The sequence below is a fragment of the Thauera sp. JM12B12 genome (assembly GCF_039614725.1).
Classification (GTDB): domain Bacteria; phylum Pseudomonadota; class Gammaproteobacteria; order Burkholderiales; family Rhodocyclaceae; genus Thauera.
In genome coordinates, this window is the sequence record NZ_CP154859.1 from 3,162,244 (window position 1) to 3,187,968 (window position 25,725).

Here is a 25,725-nt window from a genome sequence, read left to right on the forward strand (position 1 = left end):
AATTAGTTCATGTCCAGATATTAAGAACTTGATGCGAACACCGTAAGGCGATATTTTTTCGTGGATGACAACCAGGAGAGTTCATTAAGCCCATGAAGGACCACCAGTTGCGAGCGCTCGTGCAGGTGGCGGATAGCGGCTCGATCCGCGCCGCGGCGCGGGCGATGAACCTGAGCCAGAGCGCCTTGACCAAGGCGCTGCGCGAGCTGGAGGAGGATGTCGGCGCCGAGCTGCTGCAACGTAGCTACAAGGGCATCGGCTTCACGCCCGAAGGCACCGCACTGCTGATTCGTGCCCGCCTCGTGCTGGCGACGATCGAGAAAGCACGCGCCGAGATCCGCCAGATGCGCGGCGGCGCGGGCGCACACGTCAAGGCGGCGATCACCCCGCTGGTCACGGCAACCGTGATGCCACGGGTACTGGCCGCGTTCCGCAAGGCGCAGCCGGAAGCCGAACTCACCTTCCACGAGGGGCTGCTGGTGACGGCCCTGCCCGGGCTGATCGAGGGCACCCTCGATTTCGCGGTCGCGCTCGCCTCGCCTCAGGATCTGCCCTACGAGATCGAGTTCGAACCGCTGACCGACATCGAGGCCATCCCCTTCGTGAACCTCGGCCATCCCCTTGCCGAGGCGCGCGACTGGGCGGCGGTCGCCGGCGCCGAATGGGTGCTGAACCTGAGCGCCGGGAGCCAGAGCATGAACCTGGTCGGCTGGCTCGAACAGCATGGCCTGCCGGCGCCGAGCCGCATCCTGCACTGCTCGTCGCCCTTCCTGATCCTCGAGCTCGCCCGCCGCAACGAGCTGATCGGCTACGGGCCAAAGGTGCTGATCACCGATCCGCAGGTCGGCGTCGGCCTGCGCCCGCTGCCGCTTCAGCCGCTGCCGCCCACCATGCCGCTTGGCCTGCTGACCCAGCGCGGGGTGCCGCTCGGCAGCGCGGCGAAGAAGCTCGCCAACCTGTTCCGCCGCGAACTCGAAGCCCGGCGACCGGCCGCGACACAGCCCTGAACCGCCCCCCGCACGCCCAGCCTCAGCCCTCCCAGTAGCCCTCGCGCTGGTAGATCGCCTTCAGGTGGTCGATGAAGCGGCGCACCTTGGCCGGCAGGTGGCGCTGCTGCGGATACACCGCCTGGATGTCGTAGCTCGGTACCGCGAACTCGTCGAGCACGGTGACCAGCTCGCCGCGCTTGAGCTCGGCTTGGATCTCCCAGGTCGAGCGCCAGCCCACGCCCAAGCCCTGCTTCACCCAGCCATAGAGCAGTTCGCCGTCGTTGCAGGCGAGGTCGCCCTCGACGCGCACCGCGAACAGCTTGCCCTCGCGCAGGAAGGACCAGCCGCGCTGCTGGCCGCCGGCGAGGTTGAAGGCGAGGCAGTTGTGGCGGACCAGGTCCTCGGGCTGGCGCGGGATGCCGTGGCGCTCGAAATAGTCGGGCGTGCCGCACACCACGCGGCGGTTGGGGAACAGGCGCACGGCGACGTAGTTGGGGTCGGTGACCTCGCCGATGCGGATCGCCATGTCGTAGCCCTCGCGCACCAGATCGACCACGCTGTCGGTGAAGTTGAACGACATGCGCAGCTCGGGATGCTGGGCCCTGAACGCAGTCGCGTGCGGGGCAACGTGGCGGCGGCCGAAGGCGGCCGGCGCGGAGACGACGAGGTGGCCGCGCACCAGGTCGCGCCCGGCGCTGACCGCACGCTCGATCTCGTCGAATTCGCGCAGCAGGCTGCGGCTCTGGTCGAGGAACTGCTCGCCCAGCTCGGTGAGGGTGAGGCCGCGCGTCGAGCGGTGCATCAGCTTGACCCCCAGCCGACGCTCGAGCGCGTCCAGCCGGCGTCCCATGACGACCGGCGTCACCCCTTCGACCAGCGCGGCCGCGGCAAAGCTGCCCTTCTCGGCGACGAGGGTGAAACTGCGGATTTCGGTGTAGCGGTCCATCGCGTCCTCCGGCGTAGGCCCGATGTTAGCCGCTGGCACCGGCGCGCGCGATCGAGCGGCACGCGCGGGCGCGCCGGCCCCTAGGCGGTAAAGACGCTCGCGGCCTCGTCCTCGAGCGCCGGCCCGTCGACCTCCACCTTGCGCTTGCCGTGCGCGAGCACCTCGCGGCACCCCAGCCGCAACTCATCGTTCGAGGGCGGCAGCAAGGCGTAGTTGCGCTCGCTGCCGAGTGCATACACGAGCCGCCGGACGCCGCTCCAGAACACGGCCCCGGCGCACATCGCGCAGGGTTCGGCGCTCGCATAGAGGGTGGCGCCGGCCAACGTGGCGGCATCGAATCGCTCGCTGGCGACCCGCACCAGGTTCGTCTCGGCATGGCCGGTGCTGTCGCGGCCGGTGACCTGATCGTTCTCCGCCTCGGCCAGCACCCGCCCATCTGCGTGGACGAGGACCGCACCGTAGGCGCCGTTGCCCTTTGCACGCGCCTGGCGCGACAGCTCGATCGCCCTGCGCAGATATCGAATGTCGTCCTGATCGATCTTGCTCATTCTCAAGCTCCCCGTATCGAAACACGGGCGCCGGCCGCCCCGACTGCGTGCCGCGGCGGCTCGCCCGCCCCGCCGATTCTAGGCTCTGATCCGGCGCGGGCCATTCGCATCGCTGATATTGCATATCAGCCCGGCAGATCGCGATCACGCCCAGCTGCGGCAAAACCATCCCGTTCGATACCTGAAGTACCGATAGAAGCGACGAATGCTGGGATTCTTGTATGCCGGCTGCGCGCCTAATCTTGCGCCATCCCCCAACCAAACCTGGCACTGGAGACAAAGATGGCCCGTATGAGAGCAGTGGATGCCGCCGCGGCGGTGATGCGCAAGGAAGGTGTGAGCACGGTGTTCGGCGTGCCCGGCGCCGCGATCAACCCGCTGTATTCGGCGATGAAGAAGAATGGCGGATTCCACCACGTCCTCGGCCGCCACGTCGAGGGCGCCTCGCACATGGCCGAGGGCTACACCCGCGCCAACCCGGGCAACATCGGCGTGTGCATCGGTACCTCGGGCCCGGCCGGCACCGACATGATCACCGGCCTGTACTCGGCCTCCGCCGACTCGATCCCCATCCTGTGCATCACCGGCCAGGCGCCGCGCGCCCGCCTGTACAAGGAAGACTTCCAGGCCGTCGACATCGAGTCGATCGCCAAGCCCGTCACCAAGTGGGCGGTGACCGTGCGCGAGCCGGCGCTGGTGCCGCGCGTGTTCCAGCAGGCCTTCCACATCATGCGCTCCGGCCGTCCCGGCCCGGTGCTGATCGACCTGCCCTTCGACGTGCAGATGGCCGAGATCGAGTTCGACATCGACACCTACGAGCCGCTGCCGGCGTACAAGCCCGCCGCCACCCGCGCCCAGGCCGAGAAGGCGATGGCGATGCTGAACGCCGCCGAGCGTCCGCTGATCGTCTCCGGCGGCGGCGTGATCAACGCCAACGCCGAGGCCCGTCTGCAGGAATTCGCCGAGCTCACCGGCGTGCCGGTGATCCCGACCCTGATGGGCTGGGGCACGATCCCCGACGACCACCCGCTGATGGCCGGCATGGTGGGCCTGCAGACCTCGCACCGCTATGGCAACGCCACCATGCTGGCGTCGGACTTCGTGTTCGGCATCGGCAACCGCTGGGCCAACCGCCACACCGGCTCGGTCGAGGTGTACACCGAAGGCCGCAAGTTCGTGCATGTGGACATCGAGCCGACCCAGATCGGCCGCGTGTTCGGCCCCGACTACGGCATCGTCTCCGACGCCGGTGCGGCGCTCGACCGCCTGCTCGAGGTGGCGCGCGAGATGAAGACCGCCGGTCAGCTCCCCGACCGCAGCGCCTGGGTCGCCGAGTGCCAGCAGCGCAAGCGCACGATGCAGCGCAAGACGCACTTCGACGACACGCCGATGAAGCCGCAGCGTGTGTATGAGGAGATGAACCGCGCCTTCGGCAAGGACACCTGCTACGTCAGCACGATCGGCCTGTCGCAGATCGCCGCCGCGCAGTTCCTGCATGTGTACAAGGCGCGCCACTGGATCAACTGCGGCCAGGCCGGCCCCCTGGGCTGGACGGTGCCCGCCGCGCTCGGCGTGTGCGCCGCCGACCCGCAGCGCAAGGTGGTGGCGATCTCGGGCGACTACGACTTCCAGTTCATGATCGAGGAGCTCGCGGTGGGGGCGCAGTTCAAGCTGCCCTACATCCACGTGCTGGTGAACAACGCCTACCTCGGCCTGATCCGCCAGTCACAGCGCGGCTTCGACATGGACTATTGTGTGCAGCTCGCGTTCGAGAACATCAACGCGCCGGAAACCGAGGGCTACGGCGTCGATCACATCAGCGTGGTCGAGGGCCTGGGCTGCAAGGCGATCCGCGTGCGCAAGCCGGAGGAGATCCAGCCCGCCTTCGCCCAGGCGAAGCAGTGGATGGAAGAGTTCCGCGTGCCGGTGGTGGTCGAGATCATCCTCGAGCGCGTGACCAACATCTCGATGGGCACCGAGATCAACGCCATCAACGAGTTCGAGGAACTCGCCGAGAAGGGCGCCGACGCCCCGACCGCGATCTCGATGCTCGACTGAGCGCAGCCCGGGGGCGGCACGTCCGCTCCCGCAGGCCGCCCTCGCCCGCAACAGAAAACCGGAGAAACCGACATGCCGAAGTTCAACGCCAACCTCACCATGCTGTTCAACGAAGTCCCCTTCCTCGACCGCTTTCAGGCGGCGGCGGAGGCCGGCTTCAAGGGCGTGGAGTACCTCTTCCCCTACGCCTTCGACAAGGACGCGCTCGCCGAGCGCCTGGTCAAGCACGGCCTGGTGCAGGTGCTGCACAACCTGCCGGCGGGCAACTGGGAAGGTGGCGAACGCGGCATCGCCTGCCATCCGGACCGCGTCGGCGAGTTCCAGGACGGCGTCGGGCGTGCGATCGAATACGCCACCGCACTCGGCTGCAAGCAGGTGAACTGCCTCGCCGGCATCGCTCCGGCCAATGTCGATGCGGACACGGTGCACGCGACCTTCGTCGCCAACCTGCGCTTCGCCGCCGCCAAGCTCAAGGAAGCAGGCATCCGCCTGCTCGTCGAGCCGATCAACACCTGGGACATCCCGGGCTTCTACCTCAACCGCACGGCGCAGGCGATCGCGCTGATCGAGGAAGTCGGATCAAGCAACCTGTACCTGCAGCACGACATCTATCACATGCAGCGCATGGAGGGCGAGCTCGCCAACACCATCGCCAAGCACCTGCCGAAGATCGCGCACATGCAGATCGCCGACAACCCGGGGCGCAACGAGCCCGGCACCGGCGAGATCAACTACGCCTGGCTGTTCCGCTTCATCGACCAGCTCGGCTACGACGGCTGGATCGGCTGCGAATACAAGCCCGCCGCCGGCACCCGCGAGGGCCTGGGCTGGATCAAGGCGCTCGCCGGCTGAGCGCTTCGGATCAATGGGGTCAGACCCCATTGATCTTCTTTCATCGATTTCGAAGACATCAGGAGACAGCAACATGGCAAACATCGGATTCATCGGCCTCGGCATCATGGGCGCCCCCATGGCGGGCCATCTGCTGAAGGGCGGACACAGCGTGTTCACCTACACCCATGGTGACACCCCGGCCACCTTGCTCGAGGCTGGCGCCCAGCCCTGCGCCAACGGCGCCGAGGTCGCGCGCAAGGCGGACATCATCATCACCATGGTGCCGGACACGCCGCACGTCGAGGACGCGCTGTTCAACCCCGAAGGCGTCGCCGCCGGCCTGTCGAAGGGCAAGATCGTGGTGGACATGAGCTCGATCTCGCCGGTCGCCACCAAGGAATTCGCCAAGCGCATCAACGCGCTCGGCTGCGAGTACCTCGATGCGCCGGTGTCTGGTGGCGAGGTCGGCGCCAAGGCCGCCAGCCTGACCATCATGGTCGGCGGCAGCGAGGCCGCCTTCGACAAGGTGAAGCCGCTCTTCGAGCTGATGGGCAAGAACATCACGCTCGTGGGCGGCAACGGCGACGGCCAGATCACCAAGGTCGCCAACCAGATCATCGTCGCCCTCAACATCGAGGCCGTCGGCGAGGCCCTGCTGCTCGCCGCCAAGGCCGGCGCCGACCCGGCCAAGGTGCGCCAGGCGCTGATGGGCGGCTTCGCCAACTCGCGCATCCTCGAGGTGCACGGCGAGCGCATGGTCAAGCGCACCTTCGACCCGGGTTTCCGCATCGAGCTGCACCAGAAGGACCTCAACCTCGCGCTCACCACCGCACGCCAGCTCGGCGTGTCGCTGCCCAACACCGCCACCGCGCAGGAACTGTTCAACGCCTGCAGCGCGCACGGCGGCTCGAAGTGGGACCACTCGGCGATGGTGCGTGCGCTCGAGAAGATGGCCAACTTCGAGATCGGGCAATGAGCGGTCGCTGAGCGACCAGCCCGATCGAGTTCCGAGCCGTTCGTCCAGGCCGGCGCGTCGCGTCCCCGGGGCCGCGCGCCGGCCACCCCACCCCCAGAGCAGAAAGCGCCGGCAACGACCGGCGCACCCCCCGGGCGGCACGTTCTCCCCGACGTGCCGCCCACCCACGAAGGAGTTCACGATGCGTCATCTCGCCATCGAAGTCGGTTCGTTCCGCTTTGTCGCCCGCATGGAGCAGGCCGCCGCGCCCAAGACCTGTGCAGCCTTTCTCGAGCTGCTCCCGTTCTCGAACCAGGTGATCCATTCGCGCTGGAGCGGCGAGGCGGTGTGGGTGCCGCTCGGCGAGTTCGACACCGGGCTCGGCTTCGAGAACCACACCAGCCATCCCTCGCGCGGCGACATCCTGCTCTATCCGGGCGGCTTCTCCGAGACCGAAATCCTGTTCGCCTACGGGAGCAGCTGCTTCGCCAGCAAGATGGGCCAGCTCGCCGGCAACCACTTCCTGACCGTCGTGGAAGGCGCCGATCAGCTCTACGAGATGGGCCGCACGGTACTGTGGAAGGGCGCGCAATGGATCCGCTTCACCGACCTCGGCGAACGCTGAGCGGCGAAGTCCTGCCTTGAGAGAACGTTGGAGAGACAGCACATGAAACCCACTCAAGCACTCACGCTCGCCGATGTACGGCGCGCCGCCGAAGCGGCGGAAGCCGAGGCGCGCGCCAATGGCTGGGCGGTCAGCATCGCGATCTGCGACGCCGGCGGCCACGCGCTGTGGCTGCAGCGCATGGACGGCGCGCCGCTGATGAGCGCCGCCGTCGCCCCCGAGAAGGCGCGCACCTGCGTGCTCAGCGGCAAGCCGAGCAAGGCCTTCGAGGACATGGTCAACAACGGCCGCATCGCCGCGCTGGCGATGCCGGTGGTGCCGCTCGAGGGCGGCGAGCCGATCGTCGTCGACGGCTGCGTGATCGGCGCGGTGGGCGTATCCGGCGTCAAGGCCGGCGAGGACGCCCAGGTGGCGCGCGCCGGCGTGACCGCGCTGCTTGCTTTCGCGAACGCCTGACCCGAGGAGACCCGCACATGAAACGCGAACGCAGCGCCCGCATTCTCGCCACCCTGGGGCCGGCGAGCTCGACCCGAGAACAGATTCGTGCGCTGGCCGAAGCCGGCGCAGATGTCTTCCGCCTCAACTTCAGCCATGGCAGCCACGAGGACCACGCCGAGCGCTACCGCCTGATCCGCGAGATCGAGGTCGAGATCGGCCGACCGATCGGCGTGCTGATGGACCTCCAGGGCCCCAAGCTGCGCGTGGGCCGCTTCGCCGAAGGCAAGGTGACGCTCGCCCCCGGTGCGCGCTTCCGCCTCGATCTCGACCCTGAGGCCGGCGACGCCAGCCGCGCCAACCTGCCCCATCCCGAGATCTTCGCCGCGCTCGAGACCGGCACCGAGCTGCTGCTCGACGACGGCAAGCTGCGCCTGCGGGTGGACGCCTTCGGCAGCGACTTTGCCGACACCACGGTGCTGGTGGGCGGCCCGCTGTCGGACCGCAAGGGGGTGAACGTGCCCGGCGTGGTGCTGCCGATCTCGCCCCTGACCGCGAAGGACCGCGCCGACCTCGACTTCGGGCTGTCACTCGGTGTGGACTGGGTCGCGCTGTCCTTCGTGCAACGTCCCGACGACCTGCGCGAGGCCCGCGAGCTGATCGGTGACCGCGCCTGGATCATGGCCAAGCTCGAAAAGCCCGCCGCCATCGACGAGCTCGAGCCGATCGTCGCGCTTGCCGACGGCATCATGGTGGCGCGCGGCGACCTCGGCGTGGAGCTGCCGCCGCAGCAGGTGCCCGTGCTGCAGCGCCGGATCGTGCGCGCCGCGCGCGCCGCCGGCAAGCCGGTGGTGGTGGCCACGCAGATGCTGGAGTCGATGATCACCGCCCCGGTGCCCACCCGCGCCGAGGCCTCCGACGTCGCCACCGCGATCTACGACGGCGCCGATGCGGTGATGCTTTCGGCCGAATCGGCCTCGGGCCAGTACCCGATCGAGGCGGTGTCGATCATGCACAGCATCATCTGCGAGGTCGAGCGCGACCCGGCCTGGCGTGCCGGTCTCGAAGCCAGCCACACCCCCGCCGCGGCCAACACACCCGATGCCATCTGCTGCGCGCTGCGCCGCGTCGCCGGTCTGCTCGAGCCCGCGGCCACGGTGGCCTACACCAGCTCGGGGTTCAGCGCCTTGCGCGCAAGCCGCGAGCGCCCGCAGGCGCCGATCCTGGCCCTGACCCCGCAGGCCACGACCGCGCGCCGGCTGGCACTGGCGTGGGGCGTGCATCCGGTGCCCTTCGAGGAGGTGCACGATGTCGTCGAGATGGTGGATCACGCGGGCAGATCCGCGGTCAGCCATGGCTTCGCCGGTCCCGGCGACGTCCTGGTCGTGATCGGTGGCCTGCCCTTCGGCAAGAGCGGCAGCACCAACCTGCTGCACGTGGCCCGCATCCCGGGCTGACGACGCTGCCCCCTTCAGCCATGTCGTCGAAAAAAAAGGCCCGCGGATAGCGGGCCTTTTGCGTTCAGGCGATGCGCTCGCCCGTGTTACTTCTTCCCGGCGGCGAGGCCGTTGACGATCTCCTGCTTGGCGTCCTCGACCGTGCCCCAGCCGAGCACCTTGACCCACTTGCCCGGCTCGAGATCCTTGTAGTGCTCGAAGAAGTGCACCGTCTGCTTCATCAGCAGTTCGGGCAGATCGTCGGTGGTCTGCACCTTGTCGTAGAGCGGGGTCAGCTTGGAGACCGGCACGGCGACGACCTTGGCATCGACGCCACCATCGTCTTCCATCTTCAGCACGCCGACCGGACGGCAGCGGATGACCACGCCCGGCTGCAGCGGGAAGGGCGTCACCACCAGCACGTCGACCGGGTCGCCGTCGCCGGCGATCGTGTGCGGCACGTAGCCGTAGTTGAGCGGGTAACGCATCGAGGTGCCCATGAAGCGATCGACGAAGACTGCGCCGCTGTCCTTGTCCACCTCGAACTTGATCGGATCGCCCTGAGCGGAGATCTCGATGATGACGTTGATGTCGTTCGGCACGTCCTTGCCGGCGCTGACCAGATCGAAACCCATACATCCCTCCCGTGGAAAAATTGTGCGCGGATTATAGGGGGAAACCACAATGTCTTGCACTGCACCCCCGCCCGCAGGCGCCGTCAGGCCGGCGCGTCGAACCCGGCGTCCTCCACGGCCGCGCGCAAGGCCTCGACCGAAATCCGTGCCGGATCGAAACGCACGGTCGCACTGCCCTGCTCCAGCGACACCTGCGCGTCCTCGACACCGGGCAGCGCCTTCAGCACCCCGGTCACGTTCCTGACGCAGCCGCCGCAGCTCATCCCCTCGACCTTGATCGTCACTTCGCTCATGCACCACTCCTCGTCGATGATTCGAACCCCGGTCCGCCGGGGCCTCAGGTCACGCACACCACCCCGTTCCACAGATCGCCGCCGAGCGTGGGCGCGTGGTAGAGCCCGAACAGCCCGAAGCCGAGCACGAGCAGCCCCGATGCGATCCGCACCTTGCGGTTGCGGGTGAAGTCGCGGAAACGCTTGAACAGCATGCCGGCCAGCAGCAGATTGGGCAGAGTGCCCAGGCCGAAGGCGAGCATCAGGCCGGCGCCGCGCGCGCCCGAACCGGTGACGAGCGCGGTAGCGAGGATCGAATAGGTCAGCCCGCAGGGAATGAAGCCCCACAGCATGCCGAGCGGCAGGGCCTGCCTGACCGAGCGCGCGGGGAGGAAATGGCGCGTCGCGGGCTGGATGCGGCGCCAAAGCACGTGACCGACGCGCTCGATCGGCGCCAGCAGACGCGTGAAGCCGGTCAGGTAGAGCCCGAGCGCGACCAGCATCAGGTTGGCAAGCACATAGAGCGTCATCTGCACCGGCAGCATGCCGTCGTAGAGCAGCCCGACCGAGCCGAGGAAGCCCACCCCCGCGCCGAGCGCGGTATAGGTGCCGATGCGGCCGAGGTTGTAGGCGAGGTGCAGCGGCCACTGCGGCTTGCCGCCGGGTGTCTGCACCTGCATGGTGAGCGCACCGACGATGCCGCCGCACATCGACACGCAATGCGTCCCGCCCAGCAGGCCGATGAGGAAGACGGCGAGATAACCGGTTTCAGGCATTGAAAAACGAGGCCCCGCTGAAGATGCGAGGCCTCATTCTACGCTCGTGAGCCGCGGTCTTCAGATCACGCGCGAGTAGCGCTGGCGCTCGCGGTCGGCGCGCAGATAGCGGTCGAACACCATCGCGATGCCGCGCACGAGCAGGCGGCCGCCGGGCTGCACGCTGATCCAGTCGCCTTCGATCTTCACCAGCCCCGCCTTCTCCATCTCCGCGAGGTCGGCAAGCTCTTCCGCAAAGTATTCGCGGAAGTTGATCAGGTGGGCGATCTCGATCGACTGCATCGACAGCTCGAAGTGGCACATCAGCGCCTGGATGATCGCGCGCCGCAACAGGTCGTCGGCGGTGAGCTCGATGCCGCGCAGCACCGGCAGCTCGTCGCGGTCGAGCGCATCGTAGTACTCGTCCAGGGTCTTCACGTTCTGCGCATACACCGGCCCGATCTTGCCGATCGCCGACACGCCGAAGGCGAGCAGGTCGCACTCGGCCTGGGTGGAGTAGCCCTGGAAGTTGCGATGCAGCCGACCCTGGCGCTGGGCGACGGTGAGCTCGTCGTCGGGCTTGGCGAAATGGTCCATGCCGATGTAGACGTAGCCGGCCTCGGTGAGGCGGCGGATGCCGAGCTGCAGCAGCTGCAGCTTGGTGTCGGCGGTGGGCATGTCGCCGCTGTTGATGCGGCGCTGGGGCTTGAAGAGGCCGGGCAGGTGCGCGTAGCTGTAGAGCGAGATGCGATCGGGCGAGATCGCGAGCACCTGCTCCAGCGTGCGGTTGAAGCTGATCACGTTCTGCTTGGGCAGGCCGTAGATCAGGTCCATGCTCACCGACTTGAAGCCGGTCGCGCGCGCCGCATCGATGACGAGCTTGGTCTCGTCGTAGCTCTGGATGCGATTGACCGCCGCCTGCACGTCCTCGGCAAAGTCCTGCACGCCCACGCTCATGCGGTTGAAGCCGAGATCGGCGAGCAGCTTGACGGTGTCGAAATCGACCTTGCGCGGATCGACCTCGATCGAATACTCGCCGTTGGGGACCAGCGTGAAGTGCTCGCGCACCGAGGCCATCAGCTCGCGCATCTCGTCGTGCGACAGGAAGGTCGGCGTCCCGCCGCCGAGATGCAACTGCGTGACCTGGCGGCTTCCCTCCAGGCAAGCCGCTTGCATCGCAATCTCTTTCGCCAGATATTTCAGGTACTTGGCGGAGCGCCCATGATCCTTGGTGATGATCTTGTTGCAGGCGCAGTAGTAGCAGATCGTGTTGCAGAACGGGATGTGGAAGTATAATGAGAGCGGTTTGCTTACGCCGCCCACGGCTCGTTTGGCGAGCCAGGACTTCAGCGCCTCGGCATTGAAGGCCTCGACGAAGCGATCCGCCGTCGGATAGGAAGTGTACCGCGGTCCGTTGATGTCGAATCTACGGATGAGTTGCGGATCGAAGATGAGTTCGTTCTGGCTTTTCATGATCTTGCTGCGGCAGTGTGTGCCGAACAATGGCAGAACACCGTATTTTTTTGGTTGACGTGGGTCAACGGGCATGACTTGAAAGTCCGCTCGCGCCCATGTCGGCGTCTTTCGTCGGGGAAGCAGGATTATCGTGCAGATGAGGGCAACCGTGCCAATTACCGTGAACGGGTTGAAGACTGCCTGTTCGCAGTGCAACCTGGTCGAGCTTTGCCTGCCCTTCGGCATGTCCGACAGCGAGTTGAGCCGTCTCGACGAGCTCGTGGGCGCGCGGCGCAAGGTCAAGCGCCAGCAGAACCTCTACCGGGCAGGCGACCCCTTCGAGGCGATCTACGCGATCCGTGCGGGCTCGTTCAAGACCGACGTGCTGCTGGAGGACGGCCGGGAGCAGGTCACCGGCTTCCAGATGACCGGCGAGATCCTCGGCCTCGACGGCATCAGCACCGAGGCCCACAGCTGCAATGCCGTCGCCCTCGAAGACAGCGAGGTGTGCGTGATCGCATACGACAAGCTCGAGCAGCTCTCGCACGAGATCGACGGACTGCAGCTCCAGTTCCACAAGGTCATGAGCCGCGAGATCGTGCGCGACCACGGCGTGATGATGCTGCTCGGCTCGATGCGCGCCGAGGAGCGCCTGGCCGCCTTCCTGCTCAACATGTCGCAGCGCTTCAACGCGCGCGGCTTCTCGTCGCAGGAGTTCAACCTGCGCATGACGCGCGAGGAGATCGGCTCCTATCTCGGGCTCAAGCTCGAGACCGTGTCGCGCGCGTTCTCGCGCTTCCAGGAAGACGGGCTCATCTCGGTTCAGCAGAAGCACGTGCTGCTGCTCGACCCTGCCGGACTGAAGAGGCTGATCCAGCACCAGCAGGGCGTGCGCTGAGATCGGTGGCCGCCTCAGGCCAGGAAGCCGGCGACCTGCTTGGTGAAGGCCACCGAGACGATCCACGCATAGACGAGCAGCGCCGCGGTGAAGGCGGTGATGCGCATGCCCATGGTGCGCCCGCGCTTGAGGGCGAGGGTACCGAGCAGGATGTAGGCAAGCAGACCGAGAACCTTTGCGGTGACCCAGCCGGCCGCAAACGGGTACTGCTGGATCATCACGGCGAGCGTGATCGCAGACAGCAGCAGCAGGCTGTCGATGACGTGCGGCAGCACCCGGGTCAGGCGGTGCTGCAGCAGCGGGCTGCCGGTCATCATCCACAAGCCGCGCAGCAGGAAGCCTGCCGCACTGAGGGCGACGCAGGTGACGTGAAGGTGCTTGATCGCGTAATACATTCGTTCTCCTCTCGATAGCCGGCCCGAGAGCCGGGAGCAGCCGGCAGCGAGCCGGCTCGATTAAAATTGCGACGCCTTACGGAGAGTCCATTCGATGCCCCCCCACGCCCAGCTCGACATTCCGTCCCTGCTCAAGCGCATTCCGCTCTTCAGCGAGCTTTCGGACGCCGACATCCAGCGCGTCACCCGCTACACCCGCGACCGTCACGTCGCGCGCGGCGAGGTCTTGTTCCAGCGCGGAGACCAGCCGCACGGCTTTTACTTCGTCGTCTCCGGACAGGTCAAGCTCGCGTTCTCCTCGCCTCAGGGCACGGAGAAGGTCGTCGAGATCGTCGGTCCGATGCAGAGCTTCGGTGAGGCGGTGATGTTCATGAACCATCCCTACCCGGTGTTTGCCGAGGCACTCAGCGAGACCGTCCTCGTTCACGTCGGCCAGGCGGTGGTGAGCGAGCTCATCGATCAGGACTCCACCTTCGCCCATAAGTTGCTCGCCGGCATGGCGATCCGCCTCCATGGTCTGATCCAGGACGTCGAGACCTACTCCCTGCGCTCGAGCACCCAGCGCGTGATCGGCTACCTGCTGCAGGTGGCCGACAGCGACACGCCGTGCGAGATTGCCCTGCCCACCAGCAAGCAGGTGATCGCCTCGCGCCTCAACCTGACGCCCGAGACCCTGTCACGGATCTTTCACGACCTCAGCGAGGCCGGCCTCATCAGCGTGGCGGGCAAACGCATCACCTTGCGCGATCCCGCGCGGTTGTCGCGCTACAACGCTTGACCGACCGGCCGGAACGCATCCCGGCCGCTCAGGACAGGACAGAAGACACGCCTGGCGCGGCGACCTCGACGCCGCGCCAGCCGAGATCGCGCTCGATGCACCCGGCTAGGGCAGCGGCCGCGGTCGGCTCGCCATGCACCACGAAGGTACGCCGGGGCGGTCGGCGGAAACCGCGCAGCCAGCTGAGGATCGCCGGCTGATCCGCATGCGCGGACAAGCCGCCGATGGTGTGAATGCGCGCGCGCACCGGAATGCGCTCGCCGAACAGGGTCACCTGACGGGCGCCGTCCACCAGGCGCCGACCGAGCGTGCCCGCCGCCTGGAAACCCGCGATCACGATCGCGCACTCGCGCCGGCCGATGTTGTGGCGAAGGTGGTGCTTGATCCGCCCGGCATCGCACATCCCGCTTGCCGAGATGATCACCAGTCCCCCGCGCACGCTGTTGAGCGCCATCGACTCCTCGACATCCTGGACGAAGCGGAGATTGAAGCGGTCGGCGTGCTGCCGGCTCCAGGCAAACAGTTCGCGCGTCTCGTCGTCCCACAGGTCGTCATGGCGAACCGTGAGTTCGGTGACTGCCAGCGCCATGGGCGAGTCGACCACGACGTCGAGCCGAGCGATGCGCCCTGCCCGCACCAGGTCCGCGAGCACGAAAAGCAGCTCCTGCGTCCGCCCGACTGCGAACGCGGGGATGATCACGTTGCCCCCCTGCACCTCGAGCGTGCGCCGCAACACCTCGGCCAGCTCGTCACAGGTCTCGGCGAAGGAGCGGTGCGCTCGGTTGCCGTAGGTCGATTCCACGCAAAGATAATCGGCCTCGGGGATGGGCACGGGATCCTGAAGGACCGGGCGCATCGGCTGCCCAAGGTCACCGGACACGACCAGGCGACGGGTATGCCCCCGCTCCTCGACGTCGATCTCGATGATCGAGGAGCCGAGGATGTGGCCTGCGTTGCGAAATCGGCAATGTACGCCGGCACCAGGCGCAATCATCTCGTCGAAGGCGGCGTGGCGCAGCCGTCCAAGGCTGGCGCGTGCCTGCTCGACCGTATACAGCGGCGCGAGCTCGCCGGCGCGGCCCGCCCTGCGCGCGCGCCGGCTACGCAACGCCCACTCGGCTTCCTTCTCCTGGATGTGCGCGGAATCCATCAGCATCACGCCGAGCAGATCGACGGTCGCCGCGGTGGCGAAGATCCGCCCCTTGTAGCCGAGCGCCACCAGCCTCGGCACGAGCCCGGTGTGATCGAGGTGCGCATGCGTCAGGAGAACGAAGGCGATGTCGCGTAGCTCGAAACTCAGGGCTTCGCGATTCTTGCGGTGGGCCTCCCGCCCGCCCTGGAACAGCCCGCAGTCCACGAGGAAACTGCCGCGCTCGTGATCGACTCGCAGACAGGAGCCGGTGACCTCACCCGCCGCACCCAAAAAAGTCAGCTTCATGGCACGCCTCCGAGGAAACTGCGCACGCCCGCCGAGAATCGGCGTCTGTTTGATCACGATCAATCATGGCCGGGCGCTTCACATCGCTATAATCGAATCGTGACACACAACAGGGAGCGTCCGTCATGTTCAAGCACATTCTGGTTCCGACCGACGGGTCGGCACTGTCCGAAAGCACCGTTGCACGGGCAGTTTCCTTCGCCAAGGAAGCCGGGGCACGCATCACTTTCTTCTACGCCCAGCCCGACTTTCCGATGCCGATCTATGGCGAGGGCGCGCTCATCGATCCGACCACGCCCGAACAGTTCTCCAAGTCGGCGGCGGCCGAAGCGGAAGCAATCCTTGCCAAGGCAAGAGGCGCGGCCGAGGCGGCCGGAGTCGCATCGGACAGCGACACCACGGTGAACGAGGTGCCTTACGAGGCGATCATCGACGCCGCAGACCGTCACGGCTGCGATCTCATCTTCATGGCTTCGCATGGCCGCCGCGGCATCGCCGGCCTTCTGCTCGGCAGCGAGACACAGAAGGTGCTCACGCACAGCAAGACGCCGGTTCTGGTCTACCGCTGAACGAGCGACGGCCTCAGCGCAGAACGAAAAACGGCCCGCGATCGCGGGCCGTTTTCTTTCGCTGCCAATCCGGCCGGATCAACCCTGGCCGCTCATTCCCGCCTTCCGCTCATCCTCGGCGATATGACGGCGCGCGAAGCGGTAAAGATACGCCGCCATAACGAGGATGAAGACGATCGTGAACAGGCTGAGCAGCCCGATATCACTGGTCAACAACAGTTCCCAGGCCATGACTTACCTCCTCTCCAAAGAAATCAGACATTCGGATCAATCGTGATCTCCATCTCTGCGGGGAGGAATGCGGACCCGTCCATGCGCCAGCTGCGGGCCTCGTCTTCTATGACAAACAGCCAGCGCCCGGTACTCAGGGGCGCCAGCGGGGTTTCATACACGCCGCCAGCCCCGGCGACGAGCAGTTCCTGGTCCAGCCCGCCGCGGGTGGGGTGGGCCACCGTCAGGCGGATGCTTTCGGGCAGGCTCTTGCCCTCGGCGGCCGAAAGCTCGATGCGCAGGGACTCGCTGCGCACCTTGAGCGCCGCGCGCAGACCCAGCTCACGCGCGTGCTCGACGCGTCCGATCGTCTGCACGATCGCCCGACCCTCCTTGTAGTAATCGTCCACCACCATGCCGTCGAAGGTGTTGATGGCAATCACCATGGTGATGATGCCACCCACGACCGCGGTCGCGGGGAAGGCAATCAGGAACCAGGGCCAGCCCTGGCGGTACCAGGGCTCGCGGGACTTCTCGCTGAGGGTCGAGCGCATGTTCATCGTGGTATCAGGAAGGTGGTTTCTTCCTTCAGGGTGAGCGCCGCGTCATCCTCGGCGGTCACCTGGAAGGCGATATTGTTGGCACCAGGCTGCCCCGAGTCGTAGGGCACCAGCACCTGCAGGGTCACCGTCTGGGTCGCGGCCGAGGCGACCTCGACTCGCTGTTCGCCGCCGATGCGCACCCCGGGCAGACCCGACACCTCGAGTCGGAAGGCGCGCGGCGCCTCGGTCATGTTCATGACCTGAAGCTGGTAGACGTTCTCGATCAGCCCGCCCTCGACCTCGCGACCGAGCGAGGAGCGGTCGCGGATGACATCCACGCGCAGCGGCTCGCGCGCCGCCAGCCCCCATACGAATCCGACGCAGATCAGGACCAGGACCGCGCCATAGACCAGCGTCCGCGGACGGAACACGTGCCCCAGGATCTCCTTGCTGCCCCAGTGCCGCTTCATCGCGTTCTCGGTCGAGTAACGGATCAGGCCGCGCGGGTAGTTCATCTTGTCCATGACCTGGTCGCAAGCGTCGATGCATGCGGCGCAGCCGATGCATTCGTACTGCAGACCGTCACGAATGTCGATCCCGGTCGGACAAACCTGAACACAGATGCCGCAGTCGATGCAGTCACCCTTGCTCACCGTACGCGGATCGATGCCCTTCTTGCGCGTACCGCGGGGTTCGCCGCGCTCCTCGTCGTAGGTGATGACGAGGGTATCGGGATCGAACATCACCGCCTGAAAGCGTGCGTAGGGGCACATGTACTTGCACACCTGCTCGCGCAGGACGCCGGCGAACAGGTAGGTGAAGCCCGCGTAGAAGAGGATCCAGAAGGTTTCCCAAGGCCCGAAGGTGAGCCCGTTGAAGGAGGCGAGCAGTTCGTCGAGCGGCGAGAAGTAGGCAACGAAGGTGAAGCCGGTCCACAACGCGACCACGATCCACGCCAGATACTTGCCACCACGACGCAGCGCCTTCTCGGCACTCATTGGTGCCTGATCGAGCTTCTGGCGGCGCATGTGGTCACCTTCGATCTTCTGCTCGATCCACATGAAGATCTCGGTATACACCGTCTGAGGACAGGCGTAACCGCACCAGAGCCGACCCGCGATCGCGGTGAAGAAGAACAACGCGTACGCCGAGATGATCAGCAGCAGCGCGAGGAAGAACACGTCCTGTGGCCAGAAGACCCAGCCAAAGATGTAGAACTTGCGTTCAGTGAGATGGAACAGCACCGCCTGACGGTCGTTCCAGGTCAGCCAGGGGAGGCCGTAGTAGAGGATCTGGGTGAGCCACACCAGGATCCATCGCCAGTTGGCGAATACGCCGGTCACGGCACGGACGTACAGCTTCTTGCGTGCGGCGTAGAGCGTGTCCAGGGTGGAGGAGTCTTGGGGCTTGTTCGCCGGTTTCTGCGGCGAAGGGGATGGGCTGTTCATGGCCTGTTTACCAATGACTTTTTGTTGTTCTTGTTATTTTCGAAACCCCGGGAGGACCCCCTCCTCCCGGGATGAGACTTCAGACTGCGGGCAAAACGCTTACTTCTTGCTCAGGCTCAGGACATAGGCTGCAAGGATATGGACCTTGTCCTCGCCGAGGAACTCGCCGAACGCGGGCATCTTGTTGTTGCGACCGTGCGTGATGGTCTCGGTGATGGTGGCCTCCGACGAACCGTACAGCCAGTTGTTGTCGGTAAGATTGGGCGCGCCCAGCATCGGATTGCCCTTCGCATCGGCGCCGTGGCAGGCGACGCAGTTGGACTCGAAGCCCTCCTTGCCGCGCTGCGCACGCACGGAGTCATGTGCAAGACCGTTGAGCGAGCGGACGTAGTTGGCGACGTCCTTCACGCCGTCGGCGCCGAGCGCGGGGCCGAACGGCGGCATGATGCCATTGCGGCCGTTGGTGATGGTTTCCTTGATGTTCTCCGGAGCCCCACCCCACAGCCACTCGCTGTCCGTGAGGTTCGGGAAGCTCTTCGCACCCTGCGCGGCCGCACCGTGGCACTGCTGGCAGTAGGTGAGGAACATGCGCTGCCCCATCGCCACCGCCTCGGGGTCCGCTGCGACGGCCATCACGTCCATGTCACGGTACTTGGCGAACACCGGACCGAAGCGCTCCTCGCCGGCCTTCATCTCGGCCTCGTACTGCGCCCATTGGCCGCGACCCTGGTTGAGGCTGCCAAAACCGGGATAGATCGCAAGGTAGGCGATGCCGAAGAAGATGGTGATCCAGAACAGATACATCCACCAACGCGGCAGCGGGTTGTTGTACTCGGCGAGCGTCTCGTCCCACACGTGGCCGTGCAGCTCGACCGGCCCCTTCTCGCGCTTGGTCATGTTCGACACCAGCACGAACACACAGAACAGGATGGAGAGGGCCACGAGGACCATCACATACATGTTCCAGAAACCGCTGATAAAGTCAGCCATTTGTTTTTCCCTCAAGGTCTTGCCGACCGCCCTGGGTCGGCAGGTCATCATCGCTCAGAGGCAGACGCGCCGCTTCGTCGAAACCGGCCTTCGCATGCTTGCTGTACGCCCAGGCGCAGATGGCCAGGAAGCACACCAGGCCGAGCACCGTGATCAGGCTCCGAAAGTCGTTGATATCCACAGCGCGCCCCGTCCTTACCGGAAGTTCGAAATCGCCGTACCGAGGCCCTGGAGATAGGCCACGATGGCGTCCAGCTCGGTCTTGCCCTCGAGCGCGGCCGGCGCGGCAGCGATCTCTTCCTCGCTGTACTTGTGCAGGCCGACCTTGTTGAGCGCACGCATCTTGTCCTGGATGTCGTCGGCCTTGACCGGACGATCGAGCCACGGGAATGCCGGCATGTTCGACTCCGGCACCACGTCACGCGGATTGAGCAGGTGCACGCGCTGCCACTCGTCCGAGTAGCGGCCTCCCACACGCGCCAGGTCGGGACCGGTACGCTTCGAGCCCCACTGGAAGGGGTGGTCGTAGATGAACTCGCCCGCCACCGAGTAATGACCGTAGCGCTCGGTCTCGGCACGGAACGGACGGATCATCTGCGAATGGCAGTTGTAGCAGCCCTCGCGGACGTAGATGTCACGACCAACCAGACGCACCGGGTCGTAGGGCTTGACGTCGAGCGTATTGCCCTTGCCGTCGATCGGCGAGGTGGTCGAGTGCTGGAAGAACAGCGGCACGATTTCCACCAGACCGCCCACGCTCACGGTAAGCAGCGTGAGCACGATCATGAGGAATACGTTGCGTTCGACTTTTTCGTGTTTCGATTGAGCCATGTTCTTGTTCTCCGATCAGGCGTGGGCAGCCGCAGGCGCGAGCACCGGGGCGTCGTAGGCCTTCTGGCCGGCGATGGTCTTCAGCATGTTGTAGAACATGATGAACATGCCGGTCAGGAACAGCGCGCCGCCGATGAAGCGGATGGTCCAGAACGGATAGCTGGCCTTGACGCTCTCGACGAAGGAGTAGGTCAGGGTGCCGTCCGGGTTGGTGGCGCGCCACATCAGGCCCTGCATCACGCCGGAAATCCACATCGAGGCGATGTAGAGCACGATGCCGATGGTGGCGATCCAGAAGTGGGCGTTGATCAGCTTGACGCTGTACATCTCGGTCCGGCCATAGAGGCGCGGCAGCAGGAAGTAGACCGAGCCGATCGAGATCATTGCCACCCAGCCCAGCGCGCCCGAGTGCACGTGACCGACCGTCCAGTCGGTGTAGTGCGACAGCGCATTGACCGTCTTGATCGACATCATCGGACCTTCGAAGGTCGACATGCCGTAGAAGGACAGGGAGGTGATCAGGAACTTGAGGATCGGGTCGGTACGCAGCTTATGCCACGCACCCGACAGGGTCAGCACGCCGTTGATCATGCCACCCCAGGACGGCGCGAGCAGGATCAGCGAGAACACCATGCCGACGGACTGCGTCCAGTCGGGCAGCGCGGTGTAGTGCAGATGGTGCGGGCCCGCCCACATGTAGGTGAAGATCAGCGCCCAGAAGTGCACCACCGACAGCCGGTAGGAATAGACCGGGCGGTCGGCCTGCTTGGGCACGAAGTAGTACATCATCCCGAGGAAGCCGGCGGTCAGGAAGAAGCCCACCGCATTGTGGCCGTACCACCACTGGATCATCGCGTCCTGCACGCCGGCATAGGCGGAGTAGGACTTCATCGAGGTCAGCGAGACCGGAATGGCTGCGCTGTTGACGATGTGAAGCAGCGCCACGGTGAGGATGAAGGCGCCGAAGAACCAGTTCGCGACGTAGATGTGCGAGACCTTGCGCTTGGCGATCGTGCCGAAGAAGACGACGGCGTAGGAGACCCACACGATCGCAATCAGGATGTCGATCGGCCACTCGAGCTCGGCGTACTCCTTGGAGGAGGTGTAGCCCAGCGGCAGCGTGATCGCCGCCAGCACGATGACCAGTTGCCAGCCCCAGAACGTGAAGGCCGCGAGGCCGGGGGCGAACAGCCGAGTGTGACAGGTGCGCTGCACGACGTAATACGAGGTCGCGAACAGCGCGCAGCCACCGAACGCGAAGATCACGGCGTTGGTGTGCAGCGGACGGAGCCTGCCGAAATGCAGGAATTCGTGCACGTTCAGTTCCGGCCATACGAGCTGTGCTGCGGCGATCACGCCGACCAGCATGCCCACAATGCCCCACACCACCGTCATGATGGCGAACTGCCGCACGACTTTATAGTTATAAGTCGCTTGCGATTGCATGTGAGTCACCTCTTCGTTTTAGAAACCTTTCTTGCGCAGCAACCCTGAGGCGCCACGGATCTTGCCCAACCCAGGGAGAATACCGGTGGCGCGAGTACGCAATTTGACACAGATCAACATTGTATTGCAGCACAGCAGGGGGCGGAAGCGAAAATTGGAAGATGTCCAGAAACACGCGCAAACCTGCGCCGTTATTGGGTTACAGCGATCCGGGCACTGACGCGGGAAACCGCGTCCGGACACTCGATGCGAATTCACGGACGGAATGCGCCATATTCGCAAAAAGACGCCTCAATCGAGGGGAAGGCGCGAATTCGAGGCGCAAAAAAAAGGGTGCGCATGAACGCACCCCCAACCCCAACAGAGAGACAAAAACCGGACTGACCACCGGCATGCCATGCCGGTCGATCAACATGCGTCCATTCTGCCAACCGGCATCCCCGGCGTGTTGACATAGGTCAACCCAACGTCACATTGGCGATCAGGAAGGCGCAGGTCCGTCCGTATCTCCCGCCTTCGTTTCGCCGCTGCGCTTCATCTCGCGCTCGGGCTCGCCCGCAGCATCCGGCTCGTCACGATCGTCCATCAGGAGCCGGTATGCAGGCCCCTCGAGATCGTCGAACTGGCCACTGCGCAAAGACCACCAGAACAACAGCCCGATCACGAACACGAGCACGACCGAAAGCGGAATCAGCAGGTATAGGCTCTCCATCGTCTTCTCCGCCGGTGCGCTCAGCGCTTTCCGGGAACGCCCTGCAGGCGCATTGCATTGAGCACGACCAGCAGCGAGCTCGCCGCCATGCCGATGCCGGCCATCCACGGCGTCACCAGCCCGGCCATCGCCAGCGGCACCGATGTGAAGTTGTAGGCGAACGACCACCACAGGTTCTGGCGAATGATCCGCAGCGTCTTGCGCGCGAGATCGACGCCACGCCCGAGGCTGGCCAGGTTCTCGTTGAGCAGCACGATGTCGGCCTGATTGCGCGCCAGGTCCGTGCCGCCCCCCATGGCGATCGACACATGCGCCTGAGCCAGCACCGGCGCGTCGTTTACGCCATCGCCGACCATCGCCACCACGGCGCCAGGATCCTGCTGCAGGCCGGAGATCGCCTGCTGCTTGCCCTGCGGGCTCAGTCCGCCATGTGCATCACGGATGCCGAGCATCGCTGCCATACCCTCGACCACCACCGGCGCATCTCCGGAGAGCACGCTCATGGGCACGCCCTCGCCTGCGAGGCGACGAGCCAGCGCCGGTGCCTCCGCACGCAACTGATCCCCCAGTCGAAACAATCCGAGCCAGCCCGCCCGGCTCGCCAGCGCGATCACCGTCCCACCCTGGGCAGCGAACGACTCGAGCGCCGCCGGCGCGGCCAAGCCGGCCGCCGCTGCGACGAAATCCGGGCGACCGATCCACATCGCCTCGCCCTCGACCACGCCACTCATGCCTTCGCCGGTCTGTGCGACCAGGTCGATCGCCACCGGCAACGCCTGCTCACCCGCAGCGGCGCGCAAGCCCGTTGCCACCGGGTGCTCCGAGCCCTGCTCGATCGCGGCGGCAAGACGGATCAGCGCGTCGTCGCCGCGCTCGCCGAGGGCCAGCACCTCCTCGAGCTGCATGCGGCCGTGGGTGAGCGTACCGGTCTTGTCGAAAACGAAGTGATTCGCGCGCGCCAGGGTCTCGATCGCATGCCCGCGGGTAACCAGCACACCCATGCGCGCCAGCGCATCGGTCGCCACGGTGAGCGCAGTCGGCGTCGCGAGGGAAAGTGCGCAGGGGCAGGCCACCACCAGCACCGATACGAAGACCCAAAGTGCGCGATCGGGATCGATGACGTACCAGGCGATACCGGTCAACCCCGCGAGCACCAGCAAGGTCACGATGAAATACACCGCCACCCGGTCAGCCACCGTCGCAACGCGCGGCTTCTCGCCCGCCGCGCGTTCCATCAGGCGCCGGATCGCGGCCAGCCGGGTGGCGTCGCCCACTTGCTCGACACGCAGGAGCAGGGGCGAGGACACGTTGATGCTGCCGCCGGTAAGACGGTCGCCGACGCGCTTGGGCACCGGCATGCTCTCGCCGGTGAGCAAGGCCTCGTTCGCCTCGCCAACGCCTTCGACGACCGTCCCATCGACCGGGATCACCTCGCCCGGACGCACGCGGACGACATCGCCCGGCACCAGCTCGGACGTCGGCACCCTATCCGCCGACGTCCGTTGCGGCCAGCCTGCGATGCGTTCGGCAAAGGACGGCAGCGCCTTGCCGAGTTCCTCCACCCCGCGCACCGCACGCTGACGCGCGATCATCTCGAGGTAGCGCCCGCCGAGCAGGAAGAACACGAACATGGTCACCGAGTCGAAATAGACCTCCGGCCCGTCGGTCAGCGTGGCCCACAGACTGGCGACGAAGGCGCTGCCCACGCCCACCGCGACCGGCACGTCCATGCCGAGCCGGCGCAGGCGCACGTCGCGCCAGGCACGCTGGAAGAACGGCGCGGCCGAGTACAGCACCACCGGCAGGGTGAGCAGCAGGCTGGCCCAGCGCAACAGCAGCTCGATGTCCCAGGTCATGTCGCCCTCGCCCGCCACGTAGGCCGGGAAGGCGTACATCATGACCTGCATCATGCCGAAGCCGGCGACGAACACGCGCCACAGCATCGAGCGCCGCTCGCGGTGGGCGACCTGCTCGGAGCGCTCGGCATCGTAGGGATAGGCGCGGTAGCCGATCGCCTGGATCGCCGCCAGGATGTCGGAGAGCTTGATGCTGCGCTCGTCCCAGCGCACGCGCGCACGCCGGGTGGCGTAGTTGATCTGGATCGCCGACACGCCGGGGAGGCGCGCGACGTGGTTCTCGTTGAGCCAGACGCAGGCAGCGCAGGTGATCCCCTCGAGGATCAGCGCTGCCTCGCGTTCGTGCTCGCCCACCGGACGGACGAAACTTTTCTGGAAATCGGGATGATCGAAGAGTCCGAGCTCCTGCAGCTCGGCCGGCATCGCCTCGCGCCGAGTCTCGGGCATGGCGTCGCGGTGGCGGTAGTAGTCGACCAGGCCGTTATCGACGATCGACTGGGCCACGGCCTCGCAGCCCGTGCAGCACATGCGGCGCCGGCGGCCATCGACGTTCACGTAGTGCCGCGTTTCCGACGGGATCGGCAGGCCGCAGTGATAGCAGTCGGCATCGGCTACGGCATCGGCCACGGAAACGGACGGGTCGGCTTGGGTCATGGGCACAAACGCAGAGCCGCCCCGGACGGTCGGACCGTTCGAGGCGGAACGTGGGGAAGCCCGGGTTTTAGCACATTTCGCACCCCCGGGCTATTGCGCCGCAGCATCCGCCGACGGCAGGCGCCGCGGCGATCCGCCCGGATTACTTGGCGGCCATGCGAATCGCGCCGTCGAGGCGGATCACCTCGCCGTTGAGGTAGGCATTCTCGACGATGTGACGCACCAGCGCAGCGAACTCGGCGGGCCTGCCGAGGCGCGAGGGGAACGGGACCATCTTGCCGAGAGAATCCTGCACCTCCTGCGGCATGCCGGTCAGCATCGGGGTTTCCATGATCCCCGGAGCGATCGCCATCACGCGGATGCCGTAACGCGCGAGCTCGCGCGCCACCGGCAGCGTCAGTCCGACCACGCCCGCTTTCGAGGATGCATAGCCAGCCTGGCCGATCTGACCGTCGAAGGCCGCGACCGAGGCGGTGTTGACGATCACGCCGCGCTCACCGCCGGCGTCGGGCTCGGCCTTGCTCATGACGTCCGCCGCCAGCCGCAGCATGTTGAAGGTACCGATCAGGTTGATCGACACCGTGCGCGCGAAGCTCTCGAGCCGGTGCGGCGCCTCGCGCCCCACCACCTTCTCGGCCGGCGCCACGCCGGCGCAGTTCACGAGGCCGTTGAGGCGGCCGAAACGGCTGACGGCGAGATCGATCGCAGCCTTGCCGCTTTCGGCGTCGGTCACGTCGGTCTGCGCAAACACCGCTGCGGCACCGAGTTCGGCCGCCAGGGCCTCGCCTGCCTCACGGTTCACGTCGGCAAGCACCACGCTGCCGCCCGCCTCGACCAGCATGCGGGCGGTGGCGGCCCCCAGGCCCGATCCGCCCCCACTCACCACGAAAACGCCGTTCCGGATCTGCATTCGCACTCTCTCCTATGACAAGTCGCCGACGCGCCGCCCGTGCCTGCCAATGGGAGCACGCCAGCCGCCGAATCGGAACGAACCTTAGTTCGCGTTAACGTAAAC

Annotated in this window: 28 protein-coding genes; 10 read left to right on the forward strand and 18 right to left on the reverse strand. The window is 66.1% G+C overall.

Going from position 1 to position 25,725, the window contains the following annotated elements:
- Positions 1-92 precede the first annotated feature (92 nt).
- Positions 93-1,007: a LysR substrate-binding domain-containing protein gene (locus tag AAG895_RS14280; RefSeq protein WP_345792665.1), complete on the forward strand. Its 915-nt coding sequence runs from the start codon at positions 93-95 to the stop codon at positions 1,005-1,007.
- A 22-nt stretch (positions 1,008-1,029) separates the two neighbouring features.
- On the opposite strand, the gene AAG895_RS14285 is transcribed toward AAG895_RS14280, so the two are convergent.
- Positions 1,030-1,935, reverse strand: coding sequence for a LysR family transcriptional regulator (locus AAG895_RS14285; RefSeq protein WP_345792666.1), 906 nt, complete (start codon positions 1,933-1,935; stop codon positions 1,030-1,032).
- A gap of 80 nt (positions 1,936-2,015) precedes the next feature.
- Positions 2,016-2,483 carry a nucleoside deaminase gene (locus AAG895_RS14290; RefSeq protein ID WP_345792667.1) on the reverse strand — a complete coding sequence of 156 codons (468 nt, stop codon included), beginning with the start codon at positions 2,481-2,483 and terminating at the stop codon, positions 2,016-2,018.
- 282 nt (positions 2,484-2,765) lie between these two features.
- On the opposite strand from AAG895_RS14290, the gene gcl reads away from it, so the two are divergent.
- From gcl to pyk, 6 genes are all read left to right on the forward strand, one after another.
- Entirely contained in the window at positions 2,766-4,541 is a 1,776-nt protein-coding gene (gene gcl / locus AAG895_RS14295) for a glyoxylate carboligase (RefSeq protein WP_345792668.1), read from the forward strand.
- Positions 4,542-4,613: 72 nt separating this feature from the next.
- Positions 4,614-5,393: a hydroxypyruvate isomerase gene (gene hyi / locus AAG895_RS14300; protein WP_345792669.1), complete on the forward strand. Its 780-nt coding sequence runs from the start codon at positions 4,614-4,616 to the stop codon at positions 5,391-5,393.
- 73 nt (positions 5,394-5,466) lie between these two features.
- Entirely contained in the window at positions 5,467-6,351 is an 885-nt protein-coding gene (locus AAG895_RS14305; RefSeq protein WP_345792670.1) for a 2-hydroxy-3-oxopropionate reductase, read from the forward strand.
- 181 nt (positions 6,352-6,532) lie between these two features.
- A complete protein-coding gene (locus AAG895_RS14310) occupies positions 6,533-6,955 on the forward strand; it encodes a DUF3830 family protein (RefSeq protein WP_345792671.1) in 423 nt (140 codons plus the stop codon).
- A 42-nt stretch (positions 6,956-6,997) separates the two neighbouring features.
- Positions 6,998-7,411: a heme-binding protein gene (locus tag AAG895_RS14315; protein WP_345792672.1), complete on the forward strand. Its 414-nt coding sequence runs from the start codon at positions 6,998-7,000 to the stop codon at positions 7,409-7,411.
- Positions 7,412-7,428: 17 nt separating this feature from the next.
- Entirely contained in the window at positions 7,429-8,847 is a 1,419-nt protein-coding gene (gene pyk / locus AAG895_RS14320; protein WP_345792673.1) for a pyruvate kinase, read from the forward strand.
- An 86-nt stretch (positions 8,848-8,933) separates the two neighbouring features.
- Here the strand turns inward: pyk and ppa are convergent, their stop codons facing one another.
- The 4 genes from ppa to hemN all read right to left on the reverse strand — a co-directional run bounded on the left by ppa (position 8,934) and on the right by hemN (position 11,961).
- Positions 8,934-9,461 carry an inorganic diphosphatase gene (gene ppa / locus AAG895_RS14325; RefSeq protein ID WP_345792674.1) on the reverse strand — a complete coding sequence of 176 codons (528 nt, stop codon included), beginning with the start codon at positions 9,459-9,461 and terminating at the stop codon, positions 8,934-8,936.
- A gap of 83 nt (positions 9,462-9,544) precedes the next feature.
- Entirely contained in the window at positions 9,545-9,754 is a 210-nt protein-coding gene (locus AAG895_RS14330) for a cation transporter (RefSeq protein WP_345792675.1), read from the reverse strand.
- A 44-nt stretch (positions 9,755-9,798) separates the two neighbouring features.
- On the reverse strand, positions 9,799-10,509 hold the full coding sequence (locus tag AAG895_RS14335; protein ID WP_345792676.1) for a sulfite exporter TauE/SafE family protein: 711 nt from the start codon (positions 10,507-10,509) through the stop codon (positions 9,799-9,801).
- Between the two features lie 60 nt (positions 10,510-10,569).
- Complete coding sequence (gene hemN / locus AAG895_RS14340) at positions 10,570-11,961, reverse strand: oxygen-independent coproporphyrinogen III oxidase (RefSeq protein ID WP_345792677.1); 1,392 nt, start codon at positions 11,959-11,961, stop codon at positions 10,570-10,572.
- 139 nt (positions 11,962-12,100) lie between these two features.
- Here hemN and fnr point away from each other — a divergent pair, with 139 nt between their 5' ends.
- A complete protein-coding gene (gene fnr, locus AAG895_RS14345) occupies positions 12,101-12,841 on the forward strand; it encodes a fumarate/nitrate reduction transcriptional regulator Fnr (RefSeq protein WP_345792678.1) in 741 nt (246 codons plus the stop codon).
- A 14-nt stretch (positions 12,842-12,855) separates the two neighbouring features.
- Here the strand turns inward: fnr and AAG895_RS14350 are convergent, their stop codons facing one another.
- Positions 12,856-13,236 (reverse strand): SirB2 family protein, encoded by a 381-nt coding sequence (locus tag AAG895_RS14350; protein WP_345792679.1) that lies wholly within the window; start codon positions 13,234-13,236, stop codon positions 12,856-12,858.
- A 94-nt stretch (positions 13,237-13,330) separates the two neighbouring features.
- Between AAG895_RS14350 and AAG895_RS14355 the strand changes: the two genes are divergently transcribed.
- The gene (locus AAG895_RS14355; RefSeq protein ID WP_345792680.1) at positions 13,331-14,014 is read left to right on the forward strand and encodes a Crp/Fnr family transcriptional regulator; all 684 of its coding nucleotides are present in this window, start codon (positions 13,331-13,333) and stop codon (positions 14,012-14,014) included.
- Between the two features lie 28 nt (positions 14,015-14,042).
- On the opposite strand, the gene AAG895_RS14360 is transcribed toward AAG895_RS14355, so the two are convergent.
- A complete protein-coding gene (locus AAG895_RS14360; RefSeq protein WP_345792681.1) occupies positions 14,043-15,452 on the reverse strand; it encodes an MBL fold metallo-hydrolase in 1,410 nt (469 codons plus the stop codon).
- Positions 15,453-15,577: 125 nt separating this feature from the next.
- Here AAG895_RS14360 and AAG895_RS14365 point away from each other — a divergent pair, with 125 nt between their 5' ends.
- Entirely contained in the window at positions 15,578-16,021 is a 444-nt protein-coding gene (locus AAG895_RS14365; protein WP_345792682.1) for a universal stress protein, read from the forward strand.
- Between the two features lie 78 nt (positions 16,022-16,099).
- Here the strand turns inward: AAG895_RS14365 and AAG895_RS14370 are convergent, their stop codons facing one another.
- From AAG895_RS14370 to AAG895_RS14415, 10 genes are all read right to left on the reverse strand, one after another.
- A complete protein-coding gene (locus AAG895_RS14370; protein ID WP_345792683.1) occupies positions 16,100-16,252 on the reverse strand; it encodes a DUF3149 domain-containing protein in 153 nt (50 codons plus the stop codon).
- A 23-nt stretch (positions 16,253-16,275) separates the two neighbouring features.
- Positions 16,276-16,785: a FixH family protein gene (locus AAG895_RS14375; RefSeq protein ID WP_345795301.1), complete on the reverse strand. Its 510-nt coding sequence runs from the start codon at positions 16,783-16,785 to the stop codon at positions 16,276-16,278.
- Positions 16,786-16,787: 2 nt separating this feature from the next.
- Positions 16,788-18,221, reverse strand: coding sequence for a cytochrome c oxidase accessory protein CcoG (ccoG, locus tag AAG895_RS14380; RefSeq protein ID WP_345792684.1), 1,434 nt, complete (start codon positions 18,219-18,221; stop codon positions 16,788-16,790).
- 99 nt (positions 18,222-18,320) lie between these two features.
- Positions 18,321-19,211, reverse strand: a complete 891-nt coding sequence (ccoP, locus tag AAG895_RS14385) for a cytochrome-c oxidase, cbb3-type subunit III (RefSeq protein ID WP_345792685.1) — start codon at positions 19,209-19,211, stop codon at positions 18,321-18,323.
- On the reverse strand, positions 19,204-19,392 hold the full coding sequence (locus AAG895_RS14390) for a cbb3-type cytochrome c oxidase subunit 3 (protein WP_345792686.1): 189 nt from the start codon (positions 19,390-19,392) through the stop codon (positions 19,204-19,206). The genes ccoP and AAG895_RS14390 overlap by 8 nt, the downstream gene beginning before the upstream one ends.
- Before the next feature lie 14 nt (positions 19,393-19,406).
- Positions 19,407-20,042, reverse strand: coding sequence for a cytochrome-c oxidase, cbb3-type subunit II (gene ccoO / locus AAG895_RS14395; RefSeq protein ID WP_345792687.1), 636 nt, complete (start codon positions 20,040-20,042; stop codon positions 19,407-19,409).
- A 15-nt stretch (positions 20,043-20,057) separates the two neighbouring features.
- On the reverse strand, positions 20,058-21,488 hold the full coding sequence (gene ccoN / locus AAG895_RS14400; RefSeq protein WP_345792688.1) for a cytochrome-c oxidase, cbb3-type subunit I: 1,431 nt from the start codon (positions 21,486-21,488) through the stop codon (positions 20,058-20,060).
- Between the two features lie 481 nt (positions 21,489-21,969).
- A complete protein-coding gene (gene ccoS / locus AAG895_RS14405) occupies positions 21,970-22,200 on the reverse strand; it encodes a cbb3-type cytochrome oxidase assembly protein CcoS (protein ID WP_345792689.1) in 231 nt (76 codons plus the stop codon).
- A gap of 20 nt (positions 22,201-22,220) precedes the next feature.
- Positions 22,221-24,710 carry a heavy metal translocating P-type ATPase gene (locus tag AAG895_RS14410; RefSeq protein ID WP_345792690.1) on the reverse strand — a complete coding sequence of 830 codons (2,490 nt, stop codon included), beginning with the start codon at positions 24,708-24,710 and terminating at the stop codon, positions 22,221-22,223.
- A gap of 142 nt (positions 24,711-24,852) precedes the next feature.
- Positions 24,853-25,620 (reverse strand): SDR family NAD(P)-dependent oxidoreductase, encoded by a 768-nt coding sequence (locus AAG895_RS14415; RefSeq protein WP_345792691.1) that lies wholly within the window; start codon positions 25,618-25,620, stop codon positions 24,853-24,855.
- Positions 25,621-25,725: the final 105 nt, after the last annotated feature.